Source organism: Acetoanaerobium noterae, assembly GCF_900168025.1.
GTDB classification, from domain to species: Bacteria; Bacillota; Clostridia; order Peptostreptococcales; family Filifactoraceae; genus Acetoanaerobium; species Acetoanaerobium noterae.
This window is the reverse complement of sequence record NZ_FUYN01000001.1, coordinates 247,732-266,020: the sequence shown is the minus strand read 5'-3', so window position 1 is coordinate 266,020 and position 18,289 is coordinate 247,732. Positions and strand designations below refer to the sequence as shown.

Sequence of the window (18,289 nt, the reverse complement as noted above, 5' to 3'; positions counted from 1 at the left end):
TTTATGAATGACAATCAATTCGTTATTTTTAGATTAGCTGATGAATACTATGGCATTAAAATTGAGAATGTAGAGACAATAGAAAGAATTATGGAAATAACTAGGGTTCCAAAAACTCAAAATTATATAAAAGGAGTGATTAACCTTAGAGGTGAAATTGTTCCGATTATTGATTTAAGAGATAGACTAGGGCTTCCAAGTAAAGACTATGATTCAGAAACGAGAATAATAGTTAATAAAAAGCAGGATTTAATGATAGGATATATAGTTGACTCGGCTTCTGAAGTTAAGGATATACCTCCTTCTGCTATAAGCTATGGAACCTTTGAAGAAAACCTTTCAGAGACATTCGTAAAAGGAATAGGAAAAGTTGAAAATCAAATGATAATATTATTAGATGTAGATAAAATAATAGAACACTAAAGCGCACATCTTAGTAAGGAGAATGCTATGGATTTTAGTATGGATAATATTAACGGCTTGTATTTAGATGTTTTAAAGGAGATTGGAAATATAGGTTCGGGAAATGCAGCTACTTCTCTTTCGAAGATGATAAATAAATCTGTAAACATGGAAGTTCCAAACATTGAAGTAATTGAGACTGAAAAAGTTGTTGAGCTCTTTGAAGATGAAGAAGAAATAACAGTAGGTGTATATATTAACTTCAATGGAGATATTAATGGAACAATTCTAACTTTACTAGATAAAGCATCTTCAGATAATCTTGTTAGAATACTTTTTGGGAAAAAGCCTGAAAGTGATATTTATAATGAAATAGAATCATCTGTAATTCAAGAGCTTGGTAACATAATGTCCAGTGGATACGTTACTTCTATTTCTATGCTGACTTCATTAAATATAAATATTTCTGTTCCAGCAGTAAATATAGATATGGTGAGCTCAATTTTAAGTGTTCCAGCTGTAGAATATGGGCTTGAAAGTGATAAGCTTATTCTAATTGAAAACAAGCTTGAAATAGATGATGAAAAAATTAAATGCTATTTCTTCTTCATGCCAGATTTGACATCGTTTGACACCTTATTTAGAAGCTTAGGGGTGCTAGGCAATGGATAAAAATATTAAAGTAGGCATGGCAGACTACAAAGTTGCTTCAGGAGAAGAGGTTTTAATAACATTAGGATTAGGATCTTGTGTTGGCGTTGTTATATATGATTCCTCAAAAAAAATAGCTGGAATGGCTCATATAATGTTGCCTTCCAGCTTGGAAATTAAAAATAATTCTAATAAAATGAAGTTTGCGGACACCTGTATAGATTTGATGCTAGAAGAGTTAATAAAGCTCAAGGTATCAAAATCCTCTCTAAAAGCAAAAATAGCTGGAGGAGCTCAGATGTTTAGCGTTTCTCTTAATACTGAAAGCTTAAATATAGGGAAACGAAATGTAATAGCTGTAAAAGAAAAGCTTAAATCCTTAAATATACCAATAATAGCAGAAGATGTTTTAGGAAATCACGGTAGAACTATCAAATTTGATTGCAATAACCAAAAACTAAACATAAAAAGTATTGGTAAAGGAGAGCATTTTATATAGAACTAATAAAATCAAAGGGTTTCAAAGGAGCTGTCATGGGAAAATATTTTACTATATTGATATTATTAAACTATATATTGTCTATGACAACTTTATTTATATCTATGCTCAAGCGTTGGAGCCTATTTACATTTTTAAAGAACTTATTATTTTTAGCTGTTGGAATTAATTTAATATTATTGATAATTTGGCTAATAATTAAGACGTTGAAAAATAAAAAAACTGACGAAAACATTATTGATTTAATTGTACCTACTGAATCAGAAGAAGAAATCAAACAGATTTTAAAGGAGGCCTCTTCACTTGATGAAGATGAAGAATTTAAAGACTGGACCCCAGATAATTGAGAAAAGGGGGATTGAAGATGGCTAGACAAATTGATATTTGGGATAGGTATTCTCAAGAAGAAAACTTGGATAAAAAGAAGGAAATTAAAAAAGTAATTATAGAGGAATATATTAATCTTGTGAAGATAATTGCAGGCAAGCTTTATAATTATTATGCAAGCAATATTGAATATGATGATTTAATGAGTTATGGAGTGATTGGGTTAATAGATGCCATAGATAAGTATGATCCTAGCAAAAATATTAAGTTTGAAACCTATGCATCTATTAGAATAAGGGGATCCATAATTGATCAAATTAGAAATTTAGACTGGATACCTAGATCTATTAGACAAAAATCAAAAATTTTAAAGGATGCAAATGAAGCTTTAGAATCTAAGCTTGGAAGAGAAGCATCATATCAAGAAATAGCAAAATATTTAGGCAAATCAGAACAAGAAGTTCTTACATTAATAGATGAAACTTCGGTTTATAATATTTTGTCTATAGAAGACGATTTTAATGAATCTTTTAAAATACAGCTAAAGGATGAAAGTATTGAATCTAGCCCGGAGGACTTAACAGTTTATAATGATACGATTAAAGAACTTCAAAGAACGATTGGTGAGCTAAATGAAAGAGAACAGCTCATCATAAACCTGTACTACTATGAGGGATTGACCTACAAGGAAATAGGGGAAATATTAAATATTTCTGAATCCAGAGTCTCTCAAATACACAGTAAAGCTATATCAAAAATGAGAAAACAATTTCAGCACTAAGGAGGCCGTGGTTAATGTTTCAGCGAATTAATTTTGATAAAATAATAGATGACTACACCCTTAAACTGGTTGTAACAAAGGATTATATGAAAGCATATCTGGAAATATCTCTAGATACTGATGAGATTCCTGACAAAAATCTGACTGTTGAGGAAGTTGAAAATTTCTTGAGAGACAAAGAGATAGTATATGGAGTTCAAACAAACATTATTAGAGATATGATAGATTCTAGAATTTATCAAAAGTCAGTCATGGTTGCTGAAGCTGATATGCCTCAAAAAGGTGATGATGGTTATATACAGTATACTCATAGAATAAAGAATTCCATATCTCTTAATCAAGATGATAAGGGAAACATCAATTTCAAAGAACTAGGGTGGTTCATTCAGGTAAGCCAAGGTGATATTTTAGCTAAAAAGATTCCACCTACCATGGGGCATGGTGGGAAAAATTTAAAGGGTGAAGAAATTCCTGCAGTTCCGGGAAAAGAAGCAGTTTTTAAGTATGGGAAAAATGTAGAGGAATCTGAAGACAAAACTAGTCTAATATCTACAAAAGATGGAAGACTTGAATATGCAGGCGATAAGCTTCAAGTAAATGATGTTTTAACTATAAAGGGTAATGTGGATACTAGCACTGGAAATATTAATTTTGGTGGAGATGTAGTAGTTAATGGAGATATAAAGACTGGATTTGAAGTTAACTGCGTAGGGAGCCTTGAAGTAAATGGAGTAATTGAAGCTGCTAATATTATAGTCGGTAGAGATTTAGTAGTTAAAGGTGGAGTTCAAGGAAATGCTAAATCATCTATAAAAGTAAGTGGAAGTACAATATGTAGATTTATTGAAAACGCTTGCGTATTTTCTGAAGGAGATATAATAACAGATTTTGTAGTTCACAGTAATATTAGCTGTGGTTCAAATTTAGTTGTAAAAGGCAAAAAAGGTCTAATTGTTGGTGGAGAGATTAGAGTAAAAAATGAAATAAATGCTCAAGTAATAGGCTCGTATATGGGAACAAAGACTGTTATTGAAATTGGACTAGATCCTTCACAGAAAAATAAATTAGATGCATATAGAGATGAACTTCATTCATATGAAAAGAAATTAAAAGAATTACAGCCTACTATTGAGACAGGTAAACAGCTATTGCAAAGAGGTCTAATGGATAACATAAAGAAAATTTCTTTTGTAAAAATGTTAGAAGACTATAATAAGACAGTTCAAAACATCAGTATAGTAGAGACTGAGATTCAAAAAATTGAAAAGCAGCTTAGCGAGATTAGATATGGAATGATGCAAGTCAAAGACAAAATTTATCCTGGAGTAAAAATTACGATAGGTAGATACAGCAGATATATTAAAGATGAAACGGGAGCATCAAAGTTCTATGTCCAAGACGGAGATATAGTAATTCACAAGAATTAAATTAGGAGGAAATATGTCGCAAAGTGTAGTTTTAATTTTATTAGGAGCAGCTTTTGTACTTAATATTATATCATTTTTGGTGTTTGCAAAAAAAGATGACACGAAGACTAATGAAGAGAATCTTCAGGGAGAACTAATTTTAATTCATCGCTCAACTAATCAGATAATTAGTGAAATTGATAAGCTTAAAGCTGAACTTCAATCAATCGAAACCAAGCTACAAACTGATGATGACATAATAGGCAAGTTCTCTAAACAAGGTATGAGCAATATTGATATGGCTAAGGCGATGAATAGAAGCGTTAAAGAAATTGACCTGATTATGAAGATGAGAGGAAACAGATAAACATTATGGAAAAGAAAATAGCTACATATTTACTTGGGGTTGCTATGGGAATTATTATAATGGCTTTTTTAAATGTTCTTATCTTTGATACAAATACTAATGAAAAAGCGTTACTGGATTTAAAAAAAAGCTATGAAAGTCTTTTGGAAGAAAAAAGCAATCTTCAAGCTCAATTAGATGTAAAAGCAGAAGAAACAGATGACAAAGAAGCTAATGAGCCAGCTGAAGCTGAAATAGTTATAAATCAAAACGATTCACATGAAGAGATTGCCGGTAAGCTTGTAGAGGGGAACATTTATCCACATAAGAATGATATAATGCTTATTTTGGAGATATTAGAATACGATAAGCTAGAAGCTGAGAAATATCTTGTGGATTATGGAATAGTCCCAAAGCACACAAATGCACTTAAACTATACGATGAAAAAAGCCTTAGAATTAGAGAAGTTTTAGCTAAAGAACAGGTAATTGTTGATGAAGATGCTTTTGAAAAATTTCAATATATGATTGATAGGAGTACAAAAATTAAACCGGGAACTAAAAGCTTTAAAGTAAATAGTTCACTTAGAGAAATTGTAGACGTGCTGTCGAATTAAACATAAAAGGTCATAATTTTATTATACATATATAAATTATTCTTGATTTTGTTTCAACTTTCCTATATTATATTAGAGGAATTAAATCACACACGTTCCTTAATTTTTGAGGCGGTGCCGAAAGGCTTCTTGAAAAGATGAAAGGGACGGAGGTAAAAACCAAGGAGGAAATTAAATGTCAGTAGTAAGTATGAAGCAGTTGTTAGAAGCAGGAGTTCATTTCGGTCACCAGACTAGAAGATGGAACCCTAAAATGTCAAGATTTATATTCACAGAAAGAAATGGAATATACATCATTGATTTACAAAAAACAGTAAAGAAAATTGAAGAAGCTTATAGCTTCATCAGAGAAGTTGCTGAAACTGGAAAGCCAATTCTTTTCGTAGGAACTAAAAAGCAAGCTCAAGATTCTATCAAAGAAGAAGCAGAAAGATCAGGAATGTACTATGTAAATGAAAGATGGTTAGGTGGAATGCTAACAAACTACCAAACTATCAAAAAGAGAATAGATAGATTAAGAGAACTTGAAAGAATGCAAGAAGATGGAACTTTCGATGTTCTTCCTAAAAAAGAAGTAATCCAGCTTATGAACGAAAAAGAAAAGCTAGAAAAATACCTTAACGGTATTAAAGATATGCCAGAAGTTCCAGGAGCTATTTTCATAGTTGACCCTAGAAAAGAAAGAATAGCTGTTAAAGAAGCTCATAAATTAGGAATCCCAGTTGTTGGTATCGTAGATACAAACTGTGATCCAGATGAAATTGACTTCCCTATCCCAGGAAATGACGATGCAATCAGAGCAGTAAAACTTATTGCGTCTACTATTTCACAAGCTATTATCGAAGCAAAGCAAGGACAAATTGAAGAAACTACATCTACTGAAGAAGCTGCTGTAGAAGCAGAAGTAGTAGAAGCTGAATAATATAAATTGGGTAAGGGCAAGCCCTTACCCTTACTAATGTACAGGAGGAGATATTATGGCTATTACAGCAGGTATGGTTAAAGAGTTAAGAGAAAAAACTGGTGCTGGAATGATGGATTGCAAGAAGGCATTAACTGAAGCAGAAGGTAACATGGACAGAGCTATAGATATCCTAAGAGAAAAAGGACTTTCTCAAGCGGCTAAAAAATCAGATCGTATTGCAGCAGAAGGATTAGTTGGAATGATGATATCTGAAGATGGAAAGAAAGCTGCAATGACTGAAGTAAATTCAGAAACAGATTTCGTTGCTAAAAACGAAGAGTTCCAAACTTTTGTAGCTAACGTTACTAAGGTTGCAATGGAAAAAGAGCCTAAAGATTTAGAAGCACTTCTTGCATCTGAATACTCTGCTGGAGTTACAGTTGAAGCTGAGCTTACATCTAAAATTGCTAAAATCGGTGAGAATATGAACGTAAGAAGATTCTCAGCGCTATCAATAGAAGCTGGAAGAATTTCAGGTTATGTTCACGGAGCTGGTAAAATAGCAGTATTAGTTAAACTAGAAGCTGCTAGCGATTCTGAGAAATTAGATGAACTAGGAAAAGACATAGCAATGCAAGTTGCAGCTATGAATCCAAAATATATTTCTCGTGATGATGTAGACCAAGATTACATCAACCACGAAAGAGAAATCCTTATTCAGCAAGCTCTTAATGAAGGAAAACCACAGAACATAGTTGAAAAAATGGTTGAAGGAAGATTACAAAAGCAACTTAAAGAAGTTTGTCTACTTGAGCAAACATTTGTAAAGGATTCTGATAAAGCGGTTAAAGACGTTGTTGCAGATACTGCAAAAGCTTTAGGCGTTGAAATAAAAGTAGTAGCAGTTGAAAGATTCGAGGTTGGAGAAGGCCTTGAAAAGAAATCAGAAAATTTTGCAGAAGAAGTTGCTAAGCAATTAGGTAACTAATATTATAATCTAAAAGAGAACACCCGTTGTGTTCTCTTTTTTCAAAACCGGTTCTTTGGGAGGAATTTATGACAAGTACACAATATAAAAGAGTTCTGCTAAAACTAAGTGGTGAAGCATTGGCTGGAGATAAAGGCTATGGGATAGAAAATTCTGTACTTAACTCTATAGCTAAATCTATAAAAACATTGATGGATATGGGAGTAGAAGTGGCAATTGTTGTTGGTGGAGGAAATATCTTTAGAGGCCGAAGCGGTGAAGGTATGGACAGAACAACAGGTGATTACATGGGCATGCTTGCAACTGTGATTAACTCTCTTGCGCTTCAATCATCTCTTGAAAATGAAGGCGTAGTGACTAGAGTGCAAACTGCAATAGAAATGAGACAGATTGCTGAACCTTATATTCGTAGAAGAGCTATAAGACATCTTGAAAAGCAAAGAGTAGTGATTTTTGGAGCTGGAACTGGAAATCCATATTTTTCTACTGACACTACTGCAGCGCTTAGAGCAGCAGAAATAGAGGCGGATGTAATTCTTTTAGCTAAAAAAGTTGATGGTGTTTACGATAGTGACCCAGTACTTAATCCAGATGCAGTTAAATTTGACGAGTTAACTTATATGGATGTTTTAAACAAAGGGCTTAAAGTAATGGACTCAACAGCGACATCATTGTGTATGGATAATAATATTCCTATAAGGGTATTTTCACTTGAAGATCCAAATAATATAATAGAAGTAGTTAAAGGAAAAAATATTGGAACTATAGTAAAGGGGGATTAAGTATGAAACTCGATATCCACAAGAAAATTGAAGAAAAAATGGAAAAAACGATTGCTGTTTTAAAAGATGAGCTACTCACTATTAGAGCAGGAAGAGCAAATCCTAATATGTTAGATCGTGTGATGGTTGATTACTATGGAACTATGACTCCACTTAAGCAAATGGCTGGAGTATCATCACCTGAACCTAGAACTATACTTATTCAACCATGGGATAAAAGTGCTATGGGAAGTATTGAAAAAGCTATTCTTAGTTCAGATTTAGGCTTCAATCCGACAAATGATGGTAACTCAATTAGAATTAACATACCACAGCTTACTGAAGAAAGAAGAAAAGATCTTATAAAGCTAGTAGCTAAAACTGGAGAACAAGCTAAAGTTGCAATCAGAAATGAAAGACGTGAAGCAAACGAAGCAATTAAAAAAATGGAAAAAACTTCTGAGCTAACTGAAGATGATTCAAAAAAGGCTCAGGATGAAGTTCAAAAGCTTACTGATTCTCATATCAAGATGATAGATGATATGCTGGCAAAAAAAGAGAAGGATATAATGGAGGTTTAATGGACAATATTTGTCATAAACTTATTGGTAAATCAAAATTATATATACTGGATTATGCAAAAGAAAATAATCTAGTTGTTAATTTTTCACACACAAAAGGTCATAAAGATTCAAACATCTTAACTGAAGAGTATGCAGTAAAAGCAAATTACGATAATGGTGAAATACAGGTGGTTTTATCCTATTTTAAAACTGCTATATAAAAAACCCCGGCCTTTTGGTCGGGGTAACTTCATATTAAAGGAATGATATCTTTGAGTTATTATGATAAAATAGATAAAAATAATATACCTAGCCATATTGGTATAATAATGGATGGAAATGGACGTTGGGCTAAGAAAAGAATGCTTCCAAGAAGCTTTGGGCATAAAGCTGGAGTGGAAACAATAAGAGATATTGTAAAGGCTTGCAATGAGCTTAAGGTTGAGTATTTGACCCTGTATGCTTTTTCCACTGAAAACTGGAATAGACCAGAAGAGGAAGTAAGTGCTCTTATGAAGCTTTTACTTGAGTACTTAAAAAAAGAAACAAAAGAGCTAGATAAAAATAATGTTAGAATCAATGCAATTGGAGATTACTCAAAGCTCCCGAAGTTAATTTATGATGAGCTTTGCCACTCCATTGAAAAAACTAAGAATAATACTGGAGTTGTAATGTCGCTTGCTCTAAACTACGGAAGCAGAAATGATATTATGACAGCTGTAAAAAATATAATATTAGAGGAAAGAGAAAAGGGTATTGATATTGATAGTGTTGATGAAGACTTTATGAGGAATTACCTAAGCACTAGATTGTTACCAGACCCTGATTTAATTATAAGACCAAGCGGAGAATTAAGACTTTCTAACTTTTTAATGTGGGAAGCAGCCTATGCCGAATTTTGGTTTTCTGACATAAACTGGCCAGATTTTAAAAGAGAAGATTTATATAAAGCAATTTTTGATTATCAAAATAGAGATAGAAGATTCGGCACCATAAGTTAGGAGGGGTATTTTGAAAGTCAGAATTATATCTGCACTAGTTCTTCTTCCGATATTTTTCTTTGTTATCATATATGGAGGACTTGTAACAAAGCTAGCAGTTTTAATTGTTGCATTAATATCGATAAAAGAATTTACAAATGCATTTGCTGCATCGGGGATTAAACCAACAAATGCAATTTTATATATTATAACAATACTATTTTTAGTTCCTAGCTGGCAAAATATATGGTCGGTGCTACCTGTTTTGCTATTTATACTTGTAGTGGGCGAGAGCATCCTTCTTATTTTTGGAAAAAAAACAGTAGAGGATATTTCTGTAAGCATCTTAACTTTTGTTTATATAACGGTTGCTCTTAGCAGTGTGATAGTTGTTAGAGAGGCATCGTTTGATTTCATTTGGTATATTTTTATTTTTGCGTGGGCGACAGATACCTGTGCCTACTTTGCAGGCTTTGCTTTTGGAAAGCATAAACTTATGCCAAAGGTTAGCCCTAAAAAAACCATAGAAGGGGCTATTGGAGGTATAATTGGCTGTATTATAATATCTACTGTATATGCTTATTTCGTGCATCCTGAGTATATCTTGTTAATAGGAGTCTCAGCGCTAATAGGAAGCGTAATATCTCAAGCAGGAGACTTATTTGCATCTTCTTTTAAACGTAAGCTAGGTGTAAAAGATTATGGAAATCTTATACCTGGCCATGGAGGAATGCTAGATAGAATAGACAGCATTATATTTACAGCGCCATTTACTTATATAGTGATGTTTATTGCAAAGCTAATATAAAAATTAATTAAAAGCAGGTGTAACCATGAAAATAATTTCTATTCTAGGATCGACTGGTTCTATTGGAACCCAGACTTTAGATGTTATAAGAAATCATAAAGATAAATTTGATGTATTTGGATTATCAGCAAATAGTAGCGTAGATATACTTATAAATCAAATACTAGAATTTAACCCTAAAATTGTATGTATTTATGATGAAGCTAAATATTCGGATTTAAAGTCTAAGGTTGATAAACTGGATTTAGATTACAATATAGAGCTTTGCTATGGGCTAGATGGTTTGATTAAAATTGCTGATGCAAAGCAAAATGATATACTTCTTACATCGGTAGTAGGCATGATAGGACTTATTCCCACGCTTACTGCTATAAAAAGAGGAACTACTATCGCTCTAGCAAATAAAGAAACCCTAGTAACTGCTGGGAAGCTAGTTATGGACGAAGCAAAAAAGCACAATGTGGCTATTATTCCTGTAGATAGTGAGCATAGCGCTATTTTTCAGTGTCTAGTGGGTGAAAATACTAGCAATATTAATAAAATTATTCTAACAGCCTCAGGAGGACCATTTAGAGGGCTGGATAAAGAAGCTATAGCTCAGATGACGAAGAGCAATGCTTTAAAACATCCAAATTGGAGTATGGGACAAAAAATAACAATAGATTCAGCTACTCTTATGAATAAAGGCTTAGAGGTGATAGAGGCAAAATGGCTATTTGATTTAGACATAAAAAAAATAGATGTTCTGGTCCACCCGCAAAGCATAATTCATTCTATGGTTGAGTTTAAAGACAAAAGTATAAAAGCTCAACTAGGTACTCCGAATATGAAGGGACCTATTCAATATGCTCTTGGCTATCCTCAAAGGTTAGAGTCTCAAGAGGATGGGCTGGATTTTATAAAGTATAATAATCTCACGTTTGAAAAGCCAGACTACGAATGCTTTCCATGCTTAAAGCTTGCATTTGATGCTCTTGAAAAAGAAGGAACCTATCTGTCTGTTCTTAATGCAGCAAATGAAGAAGTAGTATATGCGTTTTTGAATGATAAAATCAAATTTTATGATATATCAAATATAATAAGTGAAGCACTTTCTTCTCATGACTCAATCAATAATCCGGATTTGAGTCAAATACTTGAAGCTGATAAATGGGCTAGACGATATGTTAATAATAAAATTTCAAAGTTGATATAGAAAAGGTGAAATAATGAATTTAATGACTATAATAATTGCACTGATAGTTTTTGGAGTCATAGTTACAGTTCATGAGATGGGACATTTCTTTACTGCAAAGTATTTTGGTGTTACGGTACATGAATTTTCTGTAGGAATGGGGCCGAAGCTATATAGCAAAACAAAAAAAGAAACAGAATACTCCTTAAGAGCACTTCCGCTTGGCGGATATGTAAGAATGGAAGGAGAAGATAGTGAAAGTCAAGATCCAAATAGCTTTAATAACAAGCATCCTCTCAAGAGAATGGCAATAATATTTGCTGGTCCATTTATGAATTTTATTCTTACAATTGTATTAATGTCATTTTTGTTTATGATGATTGGTGTTCCAGTTAATAAAATCGGAGCTCTTGTAGAAAATATGCCAGCTTCTAATTCTGGATTGGAAGTCGGCGATAAAATTATAATGATAGATGATAAGAAAATAGATTCATGGCAGTCTGTTACAGATGCAATACAAAGCTCCCCTGACAATGATTTAGAATTTACAATTGAGAGGAATAATGAGCAGAAAGTTATAGCTGTAGATGCAGTAGAGCAAGCAGGCAGAAAGGTAGTAGGAATATCACCTGCTTCCGAAAAAAGCCCAGGAAAATCTTTAGTATTTGGAACAAATCAAACTATACTCATGCTTACTGACATGTTAAGCTTTTTAGGAAAGCTCTTCACTGGACAAGCTGGTGACGAAGGTGTAGTTGGACCTGTTGGAATAATAAGCGCTGTAGGTGAAGCTGCTAGAACTGGTTTTGCAAATGTAATTTCATTAGCAGCTATAATAAGCTTGAATTTAGGGCTAATAAATCTACTTCCAATACCTGCTTTAGATGGTAGCCGTATTGTATTTCAAGCAATAGAGCTTGTAAGGGGCAAAAAAATAGACCCAGAAAAAGAAGGCTTTGTCCATATGATAGGTATGATACTACTGTTAGCATTAATGCTATTTATAACCTCTAAGGATATCTTGAGGATATTTGGTTAAGGAGAATACTAATGCAAAGAAGAAAAACTAAGAAAATATATGTTAAAGATATTACAATAGGGGGAGATTCTCCTATCGTGATTCAATCTATGACAAATACAAAAACCTCAGATGCCAAGGCGACTATAGCTCAAATAAAAGCACTAGAAAAAGCTGGTTGCGAGCTTGTCAGAGTATCTGTGCCTAATAACGAAAGTGCTCAGGCTATTGGTGAAATAATTTCAAATGTAGATATTCCAGTAGTTGCAGATATTCATTTTGATTACAAATTAGCACTTGAATCTATAAAAAATGGAGTTCATGGACTTAGAATCAATCCTGGAAATATCGGAAATGAAGAAAAAGTTATTCAGGTTGTAAATGAAGCTAAGAAAAGAAACATAAAAATTCGAATTGGAGTTAATGCAGGCTCTTTGGAAAAAGATCTTTTAGACTCTATGGGAAGAACTCCTGAGGCTATGGTAGAAAGTGCTTTTAGACATATAAAAATACTAGAAAAATACGACTTTTACAACACAGCTGTTTCCTTAAAAGCAAGCGATATAGAAACTACTATAAAAGCCTATGAGCTGTTTTCAAGCAAAAGCGATTATCCTCTACATTTAGGAATAACTGAAGCAGGGACTTTAAAAGCAGGAACTATAAAATCATCTATTGGAATTGGTTATATGCTTCTAAATGGAATTGGAGATACTATAAGAGTTTCCTTAACTGCTGACCCAGTAGAGGAAATATATGTTGCAAAAGAAATACTAAAGTCTATCGGACTGGATAATGAATCTATAAGAATTATTTCATGCCCTACCTGCGCTAGAGCTGATATAGATATCATAGGCCTTGCCGAGAAGGTTGAAAAAGCAACAGCTAACATTAAGAAGAACATATCAGTTGCAATCATGGGATGTGCAGTCAATGGACCAGGAGAAGCAAGAGATGCTGACCTTGGAATAGCAGGTGGAAAATCTGAAGCCCTGTTATTTAAAAAAGGTCAAATAATTAGAAAAGTGGATGAAGCTTCTATAATAGAAGTTTTGCTAGAGGAAATAGATAAATTCTAAGTTTAAGCTTAGAATTTATCTATTTATAAGAGCGTTGATTTAGATATAGGAGATGGTTTGACTTGGAGCGTTTTAAATTTATAGAGCTTGAAACTATAGATGCTAAAGTAGAATTGGATAACATAGTATATTTCAAGAATGAGAAAAAATTAAATCTTTATTTTAAAACAGATAAGATTATCCCTATGCCTAAACTAATAGAGTCTGAAAGTAAGCTCAAGCTTAAGTTTAAGCATCTAAGCAGGGTATCGTTAAAACCAAGATATAACTTGGCCTCCGGTGTGGAGAGTTTACTTATAGAGTATGTAGGAAATATAAAATATAAAATAACTGAAGTATGTCCATCCACTTCATATCTAAATGAAGATGCTCTGAGCCTAGACTTTAATCAAGCTGAGCATTGCTTAAATATTTATGTTAAAGATAAATTTGTCCTAAAAAGGCTTACTTCGAAGAACCTTGAATATTCTATAGGTGCAATGATTCAAGAAGAACTAGGCCTCATGTATAAGGTAAACATTATATCCTCAAATACAGAGCTTGATATGAAATTATACAATCAGGCTAAAGAAGAAGATACGAATTACATTATAAGTAATCTAGATAAAGTTACTAGAGTAGCTAGCACATCAAAGGAAAAGGCAGAGAAAAAACCAGCGGATAAATCAGCTTATATCAAAAAAAGCAAGAATGCTAAAGATGTCAATGAAGAAATATTACCAATAAAAGCTTTAAAGGGAAACGAATATGCTATCTCAGTAGTAGGCGATGTATTTTCAATGGAAAAAAGAGAATTGAAAAATGGCAAAAATCTTTTTACATTTGCAGTTACAGATTATACTGGTTCTATTTTCTGCAAGGTTTTTTCAAAGGATGATGAAATTTCTATAAAAGTAGGCGACTATGTAAAAATCAGTGGAGATGTGAACTATGATGCCTTTGCAAAAGAAATTGTAATAATGACAAAGGACATTGAGCCTAAAGCAAAAAAAATTAGAAAAGATATAAACACTCAAAAAAGAGTAGAGCTCCATGCACACACAAATATGTCGGCAATGGATGCTATACCAGGAGTTAAAGCCCTTATAAAAAAAGCCAAGGAATTTGGTCACAAGGCAATAGCCATCACGGATCATGGAGTAGTTCAGGCTTTTCCAGAAGCTATGGAAGTTGGCCAAAACGAAGGTGTGAAGATACTATATGGAGTTGAAGGCTATCTCGTAAACGACATGTCAAAGATTGTATCAATTGATACTGAAGGAAATTTTGAAGATGAATATGTAGTCTTCGATATAGAAACTACTGGATTTTCAAATACTTCAGACGAAATAACTGAGATAGGCGCGGTAAAAATAAGAAATAAAGAAATAATAGATAGCTTTGGAGAATTAATAAATCCCAATATGCCTATACCTTTAAAAGTTCAAGAGCTCACTGGTATAACTAATGACTTAATAAAGGATAAGCCCTCAATAGATGAAGTTCTGCCAAGATTTTTAGAATTTGTTGGAAACAGCATTTTAGTTGCTCACAACAGTGATTTTGATATGGGCTTTATTAGAGCAAAAGCAAAGCGATTAAACTTAGCTTTTGAAAACAAGGATATAGATACACTTAAATTATCTAGGATATTGCTTCCTAATTTAAAAAGACATAAATTAAACTTAATAACAAATCATCTTGGAATTAGCCTTGAGAATCATCATAGAGCAGTGGATGACGCTAAAGCAACAGCGCTAGTGTTTATTAAGTTTATGGAAATGCTAATAGATAAAGATATAAATAACTTTGAGATGGTAAACGACAAACTAGGTAAGCTAGATTATAAGAGTATTCCTAGTAATCATATAACTATTATAGCCAAAGACTATACAGGGCTTAAAAATCTGTATAAGCTTATATCTGCTTCCCATATAGATTATTTTTATAAAAACCCTAGAATACCAAAAAGCCTTTTGATAAAGCATAGAGAAGGATTATTGATAGGGAGTGCATGTGAGGCTGGAGAGCTTTATCAAGCAGTTTTAAGAAGAAAATCCGACGATGAAATTGATGAAATAGCTAATTTTTATGATTATATTGAAGTTATGCCTACTTCCAACAATAACTTTATGATAAAGAAAAATTCAGTAAAAGATGAAATTGAGCTACAAACTATAAATAAGACAATAATAGATATAGCAATTAGAAATAATAAAATACCAGTAGCAACATCAGATGTGCATTTTATAAATCCAGAAGATGAGGCATATAGAACAGTGCTTAAGCACTCATTAGGATTTAAAGATGCAAATGAGAGTACTCCTCTTTATTTTAAAACTACACAGGAGATGCTTGATGATTTTTCTTATTTAGAACCTAGACTTGCAAATGAAATTGTAATTGAAAACACAAATAAAATTGCAGACATGATAGAGGATATACTGCCCGTCCCAGATGGTACATATCCACCTAGGATTGAAGGCTCAGATGAAGAATTAAGGCAAATGTGCTTTGACAAGGCAAGAAATATTTATGGAGACAACCTGCCAGAAATAGTAGAAAAAAGATTAGAAAGAGAGCTAGGCTCTATCATTAGCAATGGGTATGCAGTAATGTATATCATAGCTCAAAAGCTTGTTACTAAATCAATGCAGGACGGATACCTTGTAGGCTCAAGAGGCTCTGTTGGGTCTTCCTTTGCAGCTACTATGAGTGACATAACCGAGGTTAATCCTCTTCCTCCTCATTATGTGTGTAGTAATTGTAAATACAGTTATTTTATAACTGATGGCTCTTATGGAAGTGGAGCTGATTTACCAGATAAGCTTTGCCCTGATTGCAGTACAAACCTTACCAAGGATGGGCATGATATTCCGTTTGAAGTGTTTTTAGGATTTGAAGGAGATAAAGAACCCGATATAGATCTTAACTTTGCGGGGGAGTATCAACCTAATGCTCATAAATATACTGAAGAATTATTCGGAAAGGGATATGTATTTAGAGCAGGAACAATAGGTACAATAGCTGAAAAAACTGCATATGGGTTTGCAAAAAAATATATTGAAGAAAATGAACTTGAGGCAAATGGAGCTGAAGTGGAAAGGCTTAAAAGCGGATGTACAGGCATAAAGCGTACATCTGGACAACATCCTGGTGGAGTTATGGTAGTGCCTGACTACAAAGAGATTTTCGATTTTTCTCCTATCCAGTATCCTGCAAATGATTCTTCTTCTGGAGTTATAACCACTCATTTTGATTATCATTCCATAAGTGGAAGGATCCTTAAGCTTGACATACTAGGACACGACGTTCCTTCCATTATAAAAATGCTTGAGGATTTAACAGGTACAAATGCAACCCAAATTCCCCTTGATGATAAAGATACAATGTCCTTGTTTACATCAACCCAAAAGCTTGGGTGTGATTTATCAGCTATAAACTGTACAGTTGGAAGCCTGGGTATACCAGAATTTGGAACAAAATTTGTAAGGCAAATGCTGATTGATACTCAGCCTACCACCTTTGCAGAGCTTGTGAGAATCTCTGGACTTTCTCATGGTACTGATGTATGGATAAACAATGCTCAAGAGCTTGTAAGAAATAAGGTTGCTGAGCTTAAGGACGTTATTTCAACTAGAGATGATATTATGAACTATCTTATATTAATGGGCTTAAAACCAAAGACGGCATTTAAAATAATGGAAAATGTTAGAAAAGGTAAAGGCTTAACAGATGAACATATCCAAGATATGAAGGAAAAAAATGTGCCTTCTTGGTATATAGATTCATGTAATAAAATTAAGTACATGTTTCCAAAAGCCCATGCGGCAGCCTACGTAATGATGTCATTTAGAATAGCTTATTATAAAGTACATCATAAGGAAGCGTTCTATGCTACTTACTTTACTACCAAAGCAGAGGACTTTGATATAGAACTAATTTCAAAAGGAAAGGATGCTGTTTTAGAAAAACTCAAAGAATTAGAAGCTCTAGGGAATAAGGCTACAGCTAAAGAAAAAAATATTGCCACTGTGCTTGAGGTGGCTTATGAGATGTTTAGTAGAGGAGTAAAGCTAGATAGACTTGACTTATATAAATCTCATTCAAAGGTATTTAAACTTTCATCTGACAAAGCTCTGATTCCTCCGCTAATATCTATGCAAGGACTAGGCGAAACTGTAGCTATTAATATTGCAAATGAATCATCGAGAGAGTTTATGTCGATTGAGGATTTTAGGCAACGTACTAAAGCAACTAAAACTGTAATAGAAACTCTGATAGGCTATGGATGCCTTAACAGCCTTCCTGAAACCAATCAACTTTCGCTTCTTTAGGTTGCTTGTATATAAATAATCTGTTATAATAAAAATGTGCGTTATTTTATGAAATGTATTTGATAAGGTGCTCCCCTTTAGGTGTGAGAATCTTAGTAGATTAGCTTAATCAAGAAATCTCAGCAAGAGTGGGTGAACTAATACCCACTCTTTCATTTTATCTTTTCACAATGCACATTACAACTTAATAGGAGGTGTTATTATGGCTAGTAAATTAGAACTTTTAATTGAGGGAATAGTAAGCGATATGATTACTGACCCTTTTGAACTAGTTGATGTAGAATATGTCAAAGAAGGCTCTTTGAAGTATCTTAGGATATATATCGATAAGCAGGGAAAAATGTCTTTGGATGATTGTCAGCACTTTAGCCATCTGATAAGTGAAAAACTAGATGAGCTTGACCCAATTGAAGAAAATTATATGCTTGAAATTTCTTCGCCAGGGCTGGACAGACATCTTAAAAAAGAAAAAGACTTTATAAGAGAAAAAGGAAAAGAAGTAGAGCTAAAGCTATTTAAAGCTATCGATGGCGTGAAAGAGTTTGAAGGCACTTTAGTAGGTCTAAACGATGATAATGAAGTTGAGGTACAGACCTCAAAAGGATTAATGAAATTTCCTAGAAAAAATGTGGCGGTTATTCGCCTAATGATAAAAATATAAAGGATTCA

At 33.3% G+C, this 18,289-nt stretch carries 20 protein-coding genes; all 20 read left to right on the top strand.

Annotation, left to right across the window (positions count from 1 at the left end; genetic code table 11):
* The first annotated feature begins 3 nt into the window (after positions 1-3).
* On the top strand, positions 4-423 hold the full coding sequence (locus tag B5X47_RS01305) for a chemotaxis protein CheW (protein WP_079588424.1): 420 nt from the start codon (positions 4-6) through the stop codon (positions 421-423).
* A 27-nt stretch (positions 424-450) separates the two neighbouring features.
* A complete protein-coding gene (locus B5X47_RS01300; protein ID WP_079588423.1) occupies positions 451-1,074 on the top strand; it encodes a chemotaxis protein CheC in 624 nt (207 codons plus the stop codon).
* Positions 1,067-1,552: a chemotaxis protein CheD gene (locus B5X47_RS01295; RefSeq protein ID WP_079588422.1), complete on the top strand. Its 486-nt coding sequence runs from the start codon at positions 1,067-1,069 to the stop codon at positions 1,550-1,552. Before B5X47_RS01300 ends, B5X47_RS01295 begins: the two co-directional genes overlap by 8 nt.
* 35 nt (positions 1,553-1,587) lie before the next feature.
* Entirely contained in the window at positions 1,588-1,899 is a 312-nt protein-coding gene (locus tag B5X47_RS01290) for a hypothetical protein (protein ID WP_079588421.1), read from the top strand.
* Between the two features lie 17 nt (positions 1,900-1,916).
* Positions 1,917-2,660 carry a sigma-70 family RNA polymerase sigma factor gene (locus tag B5X47_RS01285; protein WP_079588420.1) on the top strand — a complete coding sequence of 248 codons (744 nt, stop codon included), beginning with the start codon at positions 1,917-1,919 and terminating at the stop codon, positions 2,658-2,660.
* Positions 2,661-2,674: 14 nt separating this feature from the next.
* Positions 2,675-4,087 (top strand): FapA family protein, encoded by a 1,413-nt coding sequence (locus B5X47_RS01280; RefSeq protein WP_079588419.1) that lies wholly within the window; start codon positions 2,675-2,677, stop codon positions 4,085-4,087.
* 13 nt (positions 4,088-4,100) lie between these two features.
* Positions 4,101-4,433: a hypothetical protein gene (locus B5X47_RS01275; RefSeq protein ID WP_079588418.1), complete on the top strand. Its 333-nt coding sequence runs from the start codon at positions 4,101-4,103 to the stop codon at positions 4,431-4,433.
* 5 nt (positions 4,434-4,438) lie between these two features.
* The gene (locus tag B5X47_RS01270; protein ID WP_079588417.1) at positions 4,439-5,029 is read left to right on the top strand and encodes a hypothetical protein; all 591 of its coding nucleotides are present in this window, start codon (positions 4,439-4,441) and stop codon (positions 5,027-5,029) included.
* A gap of 175 nt (positions 5,030-5,204) precedes the next feature.
* On the top strand, positions 5,205-5,951 hold the full coding sequence (gene rpsB, locus B5X47_RS01265) for a 30S ribosomal protein S2 (protein WP_079588416.1): 747 nt from the start codon (positions 5,205-5,207) through the stop codon (positions 5,949-5,951).
* A gap of 55 nt (positions 5,952-6,006) precedes the next feature.
* The gene (gene tsf / locus B5X47_RS01260; RefSeq protein ID WP_079588415.1) at positions 6,007-6,921 is read left to right on the top strand and encodes a translation elongation factor Ts; all 915 of its coding nucleotides are present in this window, start codon (positions 6,007-6,009) and stop codon (positions 6,919-6,921) included.
* 68 nt (positions 6,922-6,989) lie between these two features.
* Complete coding sequence (gene pyrH, locus B5X47_RS01255; RefSeq protein WP_013361916.1) at positions 6,990-7,703, top strand: UMP kinase; 714 nt, start codon at positions 6,990-6,992, stop codon at positions 7,701-7,703.
* Between the two features lie 2 nt (positions 7,704-7,705).
* Complete coding sequence (gene frr / locus B5X47_RS01250; protein ID WP_079588414.1) at positions 7,706-8,263, top strand: ribosome recycling factor; 558 nt, start codon at positions 7,706-7,708, stop codon at positions 8,261-8,263.
* Positions 8,263-8,466 carry a hypothetical protein gene (locus tag B5X47_RS01245; protein ID WP_079588413.1) on the top strand — a complete coding sequence of 68 codons (204 nt, stop codon included), beginning with the start codon at positions 8,263-8,265 and terminating at the stop codon, positions 8,464-8,466. The genes frr and B5X47_RS01245 overlap by 1 nt, the downstream gene beginning before the upstream one ends.
* 51 nt (positions 8,467-8,517) lie before the next feature.
* Positions 8,518-9,246, top strand: coding sequence for an isoprenyl transferase (locus tag B5X47_RS01240; protein ID WP_143215736.1), 729 nt, complete (start codon positions 8,518-8,520; stop codon positions 9,244-9,246).
* Positions 9,247-9,256: 10 nt separating this feature from the next.
* A complete protein-coding gene (locus B5X47_RS01235; protein ID WP_159446362.1) occupies positions 9,257-10,033 on the top strand; it encodes a phosphatidate cytidylyltransferase in 777 nt (258 codons plus the stop codon).
* Positions 10,034-10,058: 25 nt separating this feature from the next.
* Positions 10,059-11,228 carry a 1-deoxy-D-xylulose-5-phosphate reductoisomerase gene (locus tag B5X47_RS01230; RefSeq protein ID WP_079588410.1) on the top strand — a complete coding sequence of 390 codons (1,170 nt, stop codon included), beginning with the start codon at positions 10,059-10,061 and terminating at the stop codon, positions 11,226-11,228.
* Positions 11,229-11,250: 22 nt separating this feature from the next.
* Complete coding sequence (gene rseP, locus B5X47_RS01225; RefSeq protein ID WP_079588852.1) at positions 11,251-12,246, top strand: RIP metalloprotease RseP; 996 nt, start codon at positions 11,251-11,253, stop codon at positions 12,244-12,246.
* An 11-nt stretch (positions 12,247-12,257) separates the two neighbouring features.
* Positions 12,258-13,304 (top strand): flavodoxin-dependent (E)-4-hydroxy-3-methylbut-2-enyl-diphosphate synthase, encoded by a 1,047-nt coding sequence (gene ispG / locus B5X47_RS01220; RefSeq protein ID WP_079588409.1) that lies wholly within the window; start codon positions 12,258-12,260, stop codon positions 13,302-13,304.
* Between the two features lie 62 nt (positions 13,305-13,366).
* On the top strand, positions 13,367-17,620 hold the full coding sequence (locus B5X47_RS01215) for a PolC-type DNA polymerase III (protein WP_079588408.1): 4,254 nt from the start codon (positions 13,367-13,369) through the stop codon (positions 17,618-17,620).
* Positions 17,621-17,822: 202 nt separating this feature from the next.
* Positions 17,823-18,281, top strand: a complete 459-nt coding sequence (locus tag B5X47_RS01210) for a ribosome maturation factor RimP (protein WP_079588407.1) — start codon at positions 17,823-17,825, stop codon at positions 18,279-18,281.
* The last annotated feature ends 8 nt before the right edge of the window (positions 18,282-18,289 follow it).

What these genes read in the sequence shown, in the direction of transcription:
- B5X47_RS01305 (WP_079588424.1), top strand. Translation starts at nt 4, where the DNA reads ATGAATGACAATCAATTCGTTATTTTTAGATTAGCTGATGAATACTAT.
- B5X47_RS01300 (WP_079588423.1), top strand. Translation starts at nt 451, where the DNA reads ATGGATTTTAGTATGGATAATATTAACGGCTTGTATTTAGATGTTTTA.
- B5X47_RS01295 (WP_079588422.1), top strand. Translation starts at nt 1,067, where the DNA reads ATGGATAAAAATATTAAAGTAGGCATGGCAGACTACAAAGTTGCTTCA.
- B5X47_RS01290 (WP_079588421.1), top strand. Translation starts at nt 1,588, where the DNA reads ATGGGAAAATATTTTACTATATTGATATTATTAAACTATATATTGTCT.
- B5X47_RS01285 (WP_079588420.1), top strand. Translation starts at nt 1,917, where the DNA reads ATGGCTAGACAAATTGATATTTGGGATAGGTATTCTCAAGAAGAAAAC.
- B5X47_RS01280 (WP_079588419.1), top strand. Translation starts at nt 2,675, where the DNA reads ATGTTTCAGCGAATTAATTTTGATAAAATAATAGATGACTACACCCTT.
- B5X47_RS01275 (WP_079588418.1), top strand. Translation starts at nt 4,101, where the DNA reads ATGTCGCAAAGTGTAGTTTTAATTTTATTAGGAGCAGCTTTTGTACTT.
- B5X47_RS01270 (WP_079588417.1), top strand. Translation starts at nt 4,439, where the DNA reads ATGGAAAAGAAAATAGCTACATATTTACTTGGGGTTGCTATGGGAATT.
- rpsB (WP_079588416.1), top strand. Translation starts at nt 5,205, where the DNA reads ATGTCAGTAGTAAGTATGAAGCAGTTGTTAGAAGCAGGAGTTCATTTC.
- tsf (WP_079588415.1), top strand. Translation starts at nt 6,007, where the DNA reads ATGGCTATTACAGCAGGTATGGTTAAAGAGTTAAGAGAAAAAACTGGT.
- pyrH (WP_013361916.1), top strand. Translation starts at nt 6,990, where the DNA reads ATGACAAGTACACAATATAAAAGAGTTCTGCTAAAACTAAGTGGTGAA.
- frr (WP_079588414.1), top strand. Translation starts at nt 7,706, where the DNA reads ATGAAACTCGATATCCACAAGAAAATTGAAGAAAAAATGGAAAAAACG.
- B5X47_RS01245 (WP_079588413.1), top strand. Translation starts at nt 8,263, where the DNA reads ATGGACAATATTTGTCATAAACTTATTGGTAAATCAAAATTATATATA.
- B5X47_RS01230 (WP_079588410.1), top strand. Translation starts at nt 10,059, where the DNA reads ATGAAAATAATTTCTATTCTAGGATCGACTGGTTCTATTGGAACCCAG.
- rseP (WP_079588852.1), top strand. Translation starts at nt 11,251, where the DNA reads ATGACTATAATAATTGCACTGATAGTTTTTGGAGTCATAGTTACAGTT.
- ispG (WP_079588409.1), top strand. Translation starts at nt 12,258, where the DNA reads ATGCAAAGAAGAAAAACTAAGAAAATATATGTTAAAGATATTACAATA.
- B5X47_RS01210 (WP_079588407.1), top strand. Translation starts at nt 17,823, where the DNA reads ATGGCTAGTAAATTAGAACTTTTAATTGAGGGAATAGTAAGCGATATG.